This window comes from Candidatus Chlorohelix sp., assembly GCF_037138995.1.
Taxonomy (GTDB): Bacteria; Chloroflexota; Chloroflexia; order Chloroheliales; family Chloroheliaceae; genus Chlorohelix.
Window position 1 is genome coordinate 21,824 of the sequence record NZ_JBAXHI010000045.1, and the last position, 6,810, is coordinate 28,633.

Annotated in this window: 6 protein-coding genes; 3 read left to right on the forward strand and 3 right to left on the reverse strand. The window is 42.3% G+C overall.

What is annotated here, in order from left to right; genetic code table 11:
• Positions 1–5: 5 nt before the first annotated feature.
• Entirely contained in the window at positions 6–872 is an 867-nt protein-coding gene (locus WCK19_RS15850) for an ABC transporter ATP-binding protein (RefSeq protein ID WP_342398371.1), read from the reverse strand.
• A 635-nt stretch (positions 873–1,507) separates the two neighbouring features.
• Between WCK19_RS15850 and WCK19_RS15855 the strand changes: the two genes are divergently transcribed.
• Positions 1,508–2,644 carry an ABC transporter substrate-binding protein gene (locus tag WCK19_RS15855; RefSeq protein ID WP_342398372.1) on the forward strand — a complete coding sequence of 379 codons (1,137 nt, stop codon included), beginning with the start codon at positions 1,508–1,510 and terminating at the stop codon, positions 2,642–2,644.
• 27 nt (positions 2,645–2,671) lie between these two features.
• Entirely contained in the window at positions 2,672–3,904 is a 1,233-nt protein-coding gene (locus WCK19_RS15860; RefSeq protein ID WP_342398373.1) for an ABC transporter substrate-binding protein, read from the forward strand.
• 88 nt (positions 3,905–3,992) lie between these two features.
• Here WCK19_RS15860 and WCK19_RS15865 read toward each other — a convergent pair whose 3' ends face one another.
• Both WCK19_RS15865 and WCK19_RS15870 read right to left on the reverse strand, forming a co-directional pair.
• Entirely contained in the window at positions 3,993–4,208 is a 216-nt protein-coding gene (locus WCK19_RS15865; RefSeq protein WP_342398374.1) for a hypothetical protein, read from the reverse strand.
• A 957-nt stretch (positions 4,209–5,165) separates the two neighbouring features.
• Positions 5,166–5,495, reverse strand: a complete 330-nt coding sequence (locus tag WCK19_RS15870) for a hypothetical protein (protein ID WP_342398375.1) — start codon at positions 5,493–5,495, stop codon at positions 5,166–5,168.
• Positions 5,496–6,225: 730 nt separating this feature from the next.
• Here WCK19_RS15870 and WCK19_RS15875 point away from each other — a divergent pair.
• A complete protein-coding gene (locus WCK19_RS15875) occupies positions 6,226–6,570 on the forward strand; it encodes a four-helix bundle copper-binding protein (protein WP_342398376.1) in 345 nt (114 codons plus the stop codon).
• The last annotated feature ends 240 nt before the right edge of the window (positions 6,571–6,810 follow it).

The window sequence follows — 6,810 nt, forward strand, 5'->3', positions numbered from 1 at the left end:
TTCCCCTATTTCTTTTGAGCCTTTATAACCTCGCTCCGCAATAGCCCCCAAACTTCGCTGAATATTTCCCCAAAGTGAGGGTCCGCCCGCATAGCTTCAATCCGGCGAGGTCGTGGGAAGTTAACAGGAATAATTTTCAAGATTCGTCCAGGTCTTGCGCTCATAACTACAATTTTATCTGCCAATATTATGGCTTCATCAATACTATGGGTTACAAAGATAACGGTCTTGCGGGTTTCTTCCCAAATTTTTAGCAATTCCTCCTGTAATAGCATTTTGGTTTGTTCATCTAGCGCGCCGAATGGTTCGTCCATCAACAAAATATCGGGGTCGGTAGCAAAAGCGCGGGCAACTGAGACCCGTTGCTTCATACCACCTGAAAGCTGATACGGTAAGGCTTTTCCAAAACCGCGCAAACCGAGTTTTTCAATATACTTTTCTGCAATTTTGTGCCGGATAGCGCGGGGATAGCCTTGAGCTTTGAGACCAAATGAAATGTTATCTCGCACGTTCATCCAAGGGAAAACTGACTGTTCTTGGAAAACCATTGAATTCAAAGGTCGGTTTTTAACTTTTTCCTCTCCATTTTGATTGGTAGCTTGAGTACGGATGTGTAACTGTCCTTCTGTTTTCTTTTCCAATCCACTAATAATGCGTAGTAAGGTAGTTTTCCCACATCCAGACGGTCCCACCAGACAATAAAACTCTCCGTCACCAATTTCGAGGTTAGCATTCTCGATCGCGCTTACATGCACATTGCGAGAAAAAAAGGATTTGCTTAGATTTTCAACTTTAATTTTCCAGCCCGCCGATTTTATGGATGTTGGTTTCTCAGCAGTGACCGAGTCGAAAACCTGTTCATTTCTGCTCATTTCTCAACCCTTCTTCCTTCTTGTTTTAAGCACAACGAAGTAACCCTATACCAAGTTGATCCTCTGCATGCTTTTAAAAGCTAAGCAAGGAAAAGTGGCATAAGCCGTAAAAATCAAAGAGGTTCGTTTCTTTAGATTCAAATGAATCATGAAAACGAACCTCTGGTTGACCAGTCAGTACCTACAAATTAGGGTAATTTGCCTTTTATTTACTTTGAATTTATTTAGGCTTCAGCTTTGAAACTAAAAAACAGTTGTATATTGTCAGGGTGTATGTCAATGTTCAATAAATTTCCCCTGATGACCGTTATTGGCAGTGATTGTTAAATCATAATATACATAAGCGACATTGTCAAGTATTAATTTCTCCAGTTTCTAAAATTGATTCTTGAACGAAAAGCCTTATGTGTGGACACGGTTATACTTTTACTACTGACGAGAATGCAATGGAACCTAGCTTGCAAACCTTGCTAGGATTAAATAAAAAACGCCCTGATTTAAGGGAATTACAGACAGAGTGTAGAAATATTTAAAAAGGGTCTTGACAATTTATTAAAACTACACTTATAATCCATCAACTCCAATGTGGATATTTCAAATCAAGTTACTCAGCATTATTTCGGGAGACTAGGTTTATGAATGTAAGCAGTAGGCAGGAAAGTAATTGCGCTTTAAAGTCTTTACTACTCATAATTCTGATTTTATCAGGTATGCTCTTGGTAGCCTGCGGGGATTCAACCGCCACTACCGTATCCAGCACCATCACCGCTTCAGGAGCGGTCACTGCCGCAAAAAATACCGTAGCATCTGGTGCCACTACCACAGCGGCAGCCACCAGTGGTGGGGCAAAAACCAAGATAATCTATGCTACATCTGGGGCTAATGCCGAAAGTGCTCCTTTATATTTAGGTATAGAGAAGGGTTATTTTGCCGCTAATAATCTGGAAGTTGAGATAGCTTTAACTAATGGCACAGCCGATTTAATTCCACTCGTGGCAACAGGTCAAGCCAGTGGAGGAGGCTCTACATGGGGGGCGACCTTTTTCAATGCTTCTAAAAACAAATCAACCATTTCAATACTTGGCTCTCTGGGACAGGTACCTAGTTCGGGACAAACCCCCGCCCGTATTATCGTCTCCAAAGCCGCCTATGATTCCGGGCAGGTTAAAAAGGTGGCGGATCTCAAGGGCAAAAAAGTAGCTATTCCCGGTCCCGGAGCCTTCGCCGAATATTCCTTTTATTTGGCGCTAAAAACGGGTGGGCTTAGTATTAAAGATGTGGAGCTGGTCAATATACCCTTTCCACAACAGGCTGCTGCCATAAAAACCGGAAGTGTAGTAGCTGCTTTTGCTTCAGAACCTATTTCAACCCAATTAGAAGCCGATGGTACTGCTGTAACCTTGGTTGATGGGCATGCAGGAGGAACCGAATTAACTTTTATGATATTTAATACCGACTTTTTAAACAAAAACACCGATGCAGTAACCCGGTTCTTGTCTGTGTACATAAAGATCCTGAGAGAACTGGATGCAGGTGGCTGGAAAGACCCAGAAGTACAGAAAATAGTGGAAAAATACACCAAGGTACCGGGTGCTTTGCTGAGCAAAATAGCGCTTTCGGTACACAATAGCAACGTTGAGATAAATATTAATTCGGTGCGAGCGCAAGAAGCTTATTTCCGAGAACGTGGAGTTCTAAGCTATACCGGAGATTTAGATCTTGAATCGCTCATTCGGAAGGATATTATTCAAAAAGCTTTACAGTCATTGTAAGAGAGTAACAAAATAGGGGCAGACCTAATGTTTGCCAAGGGTGGATTTGTACATCCACCTTTACGCCGGAATATTGAGAGCTATATTAAGAGAAAGGTTCAGGTTTTGGAAAAGTTCAGCAGACAGGGTAAAAGTTTCCGCGCAAGCCCTTTATTACTTGCAATCCTGATTTTGTTAGGCATGCTCTTGGTAGCCTGCGGGGATTCAACCGTTACTACCGCACCAACCACTACCGCAGTTTCTACTGTCGCAAAAACTACCGTAGCATCTGGCGCCACCACTGCGACTACCACCACTACAGTCGCTGCCACAACTGCGGCGACTACAAAAGCCGCTTCCGGTGAAAAAACAAAGATTTTATTTGCCTCCCTTACTGGAGATAGTCCTTTATATGTGGCTATAGATAAAGGCTATTTTGATGCTTACAACCTTAGTGTAGAAATTGTAAACGTCAACAATTCCTCCGAAATAATTTCGCTACTTGCGACCGGTCAAGCCAGCGGGGGTGGTACTAGCTGGGCTGCATCGTTTTTCAACGCAGCCAGCAAAGGGTCAAATATAACTATAGCAGCACCCTATCAAAAGGTGCCTAAGACAGGAAAAACTAACGCACGTCTCTTAGTTGCCAAGAGTGCCTACGATTCCGGTCAGGTAAAAACAGTAGCGGATTTGAAAGGCAAAAATGTAGCAATACCCGGTCCTAGCGCTTTCGCAGAGTATTCCGTTTTCCTTGCTCTAAAAAATGCCGGACTAAGCATAAAAGATGTTAACCTGGTCAATATCCCATTTCCTCAAGTTGCAGCAGCCCTGAAAAGTGGTAGTGTAGTGGCGGCTTATGCCGGGGAACCGACTTCCACTCAGTTAGAGGCAGATGGAATCGCCGTAACCTTGAGTGACGGACATGCTGCTGGAACTGAGATAAGCTCATTAGCTTTTAACACTGACTTCTTAAATAAGAATCCTGATGCGGTAGTTAAGTTCGTAGCTGCCTATATCAAAGCCGCTAATGAATTGAATGCGGGTGGCTTTCAAAACCCTCAGATTCAAAAAATAGTGGAAAAATACACCAAAATTCCGGGTGAAATATTGGGCAAAATTCCCCAACCCTCTCCCAGTTATGACGGTTCGTTTGATATAAGTTCGGTTAAGTTGCAAGAAGCCTATTACCGAGAGCGCGGAGTTCTAAGCTATTCAGGCGATTTAAACCTTGACACAATTATCCGAAAAGATATTCTCGAAAAAGCCCTAAAATTATTGTAAAGATTAATTTACTTTTTGCTCTACAAGCCGGTAATAAGCGGATTGGGTTTAGCTGCAGGATAGCTTCACAAAATAACTTAAGAAAGGATTAGACTTTGGAAAATTTAAGAAAGCGTCGAGGAAAAAATAACCTCGTCAACCCTTTACTAATCTTAATCTTGCTTATATCCGGCTTGCTTCTAGTAGCGTGCGGTGATTCCGCATCCACTATCGGTGGAGCAACTTCTACCAACGCGGTAGGCGCCACCAACGCAGCGGCAATAACCGCCAGCGGTGAGAAAACAAAGATAAAATTCGCCAACATTGGTGCGACTCCCGAATCAGCCCCTTTATATCTGGGGTATAGATAATGGCTTTTTTGCCGAGCAGAACTTGGATGTAGAGATTGTCAGCACTAACAATTCCGCCGACGTTATTTCGCTTATTGCCACTGGTCAGGCTAGCTGAGGAAGCTCTACTTGGGCAGCATCATTTTTCAACGCAGCCAGCAAAGGGTCAAATGTTACTATCATTGCCCCTTTGTCAAGAGTACCCGATGCAGCTCGAACACCCGCTCGTATTATTGTTGCCAAGAGTGCCTATGATTCCGGTCAGGTTAAAACTGTAGCAGATCTCAAAGGCAAGAATGTAGCCATCCCCGGACCTAGTGCTTTTGCCGAGTATGCAGTTTACCTAGCTCTAAAAACGGGGGGATTTAAGTATTAAAGATGTAAACTTGGTCAATATTCCATTTCCTCAACAAGCTGCCGCCTTGAAAAGCGGTAGCGTAGTGGCTGCCTTTGCCTCTGAGCCGATTTCTAGAGGCTGATGGAACGGCTATAACCTTAGTTGACGGTCAGTGCCGTGGAACCGAATTGAGTTTTTTAATATTTAACACTGACTTTGTCAACAAAAATGCAGATGCCACCATAAGGTTTGTGGCAGCTTATTTAAAAGCCCAATCTTATGTGGAAAGCAAGGGCTGGGGTGACACACAGGTTCAAAGCATAGTAGAAAAATACACCAAACTACCCGGAACTTTTAGGCGGAGGTGTTACTTTGAGGCTATGCTAGCCCTTTGAATAATTTCAACTCTTATTCTTTCCCTTCCTCCAAAACAGATAGCCGAGAAATCTATATGATGCCTCGGCTGTTTGTTTTTTATGCTTCTTTGCAAGTGTTTATGTTGATGGAGAAGATGCCTTACAGGTGACAACCCGGTGTCACAGCAAAAGAAGTATCGGAAAAGTCTTTTATATTTTTTGAGAAAATTAATTTCAGATTAGTCTAGACTGTACTCGACCAGTTCCCTAACTTTTGGCAAACCGTCAGCTTCCAGCAATTGATTTAAGGTACGGTCACCGTAACCGCTACCATCCAAATAAACTAGGGCTGGTATCACATCGCTAATATTGGTGGGGTTGATAATGATATTCAGGGGCAACATTAATCCATAACTAGACTCATCAAATCTCTGCCGGGTTTCCAGAACCGTCAGAGCAAACCTTTTTTCGGTGCCTTGCCCTGCAATTTGCGCTCGGATAAAGTTTACGGACTGGCGCAGTGGTGTATCAGGATTAAAACGGAATAAAAGTTTTTTGGTGTTTTTCATGCTTACCCTCTTTTGTTTTAATAAATAATTTCTCTCGATAATAAGATAACTTAGTTTATCAACATTGTCAAGAGTTATTCGAAAAGAAAACAGGGGATTTTTACAACATTTTGGATTGTAATGTTAAGCAGAATAAGTGGGATTGTAGTGCTTACTTTTGGGGTAATTGGTATGAATAATATCCGAATTTTCATCCTTTAGTTTCCAAGAATTTATATTGACACGCTCAAATTATTCTGATATATTTATCTTGAAGCCAAAAAGATCACCTCTGGATTTCCTTCCAGCGTGACCTTAAAATCTAGGGCTTTAGGTTGGAGTTTAAGATTGCCGTCTTTTATCCACCCATAACCTTGCTCTATATACAGAGCCTTTAATAACCTGATTGTGTTATTCTGATTTTAATCTTGATATGCCTAAGCTGACTACTCAAGTATATCATAGCACTATCCTTTTGTAAAGAGATTTTCTTACCAAATTTTGAACCTCTCTCAAAAGTGCTAGGTTTTCTCCTTTCAGGTTATATTTTGAATTGCTCTGTATCGTTTACCTAATTGTTGAACTGACCGGACATCTGGAGGTTCGACCGGAGGCTTTTTTCCTACCGGGTCGTGCCTTTTTTAGTGCCTTCCCACCATCGTAAGGAGCCTCGGTTGGTTCGAAATCACTATTAATTACACTACTGCCCTAACTCAAAGTGGGCAAATCATTTAACTGAAGGAGAAATTCGATGATGATGGTAACTATGACTACTGAGATGCAAAAATGTATGGATGACTGTATGGCTTGCCACCGAATGTGTATGCAAACCATGACCTATTGTATGATGATGGGCGGCAAATGTATGGAAGGCAATTGCATGCGGATGCTGCAAGATTGCGCCATGATGTGTCAGACCTGCAATAATTTTATGGTTAACGGTTCAGATATGTGCAAGGAAGTATGCGGGCTGTGCGCCGAGATGTGCATGCGCTGTGCTATGGAGTGCGAGAAGTGTGCTGATGATGCCCAGATGATGGCTTGTGCTAAAATGCTGCGGGAATGTGCTGCTTCCTGCCAGATGATGATGGCTTAAGTTTAGACTGTGGCTTAGAAATTAGTTTTTTCCAAGCCAAAACCTTTCTTGATAAGTTTTCACAGCGACTTTTTCCTGGAGACGGCGAAATCCGGTTTTCGAGAAGGTCGCTGGTTTTTATATAGTAGCACCGATATAGAATTTTGAGAATGTTTGTAACTAAATCAGAAATGCTGGTAGGAAAGGAAACGAGTCGGACAGAAAGAGTCGCTAAGCCTTAACTTGCTCTTGCTTCCTAGA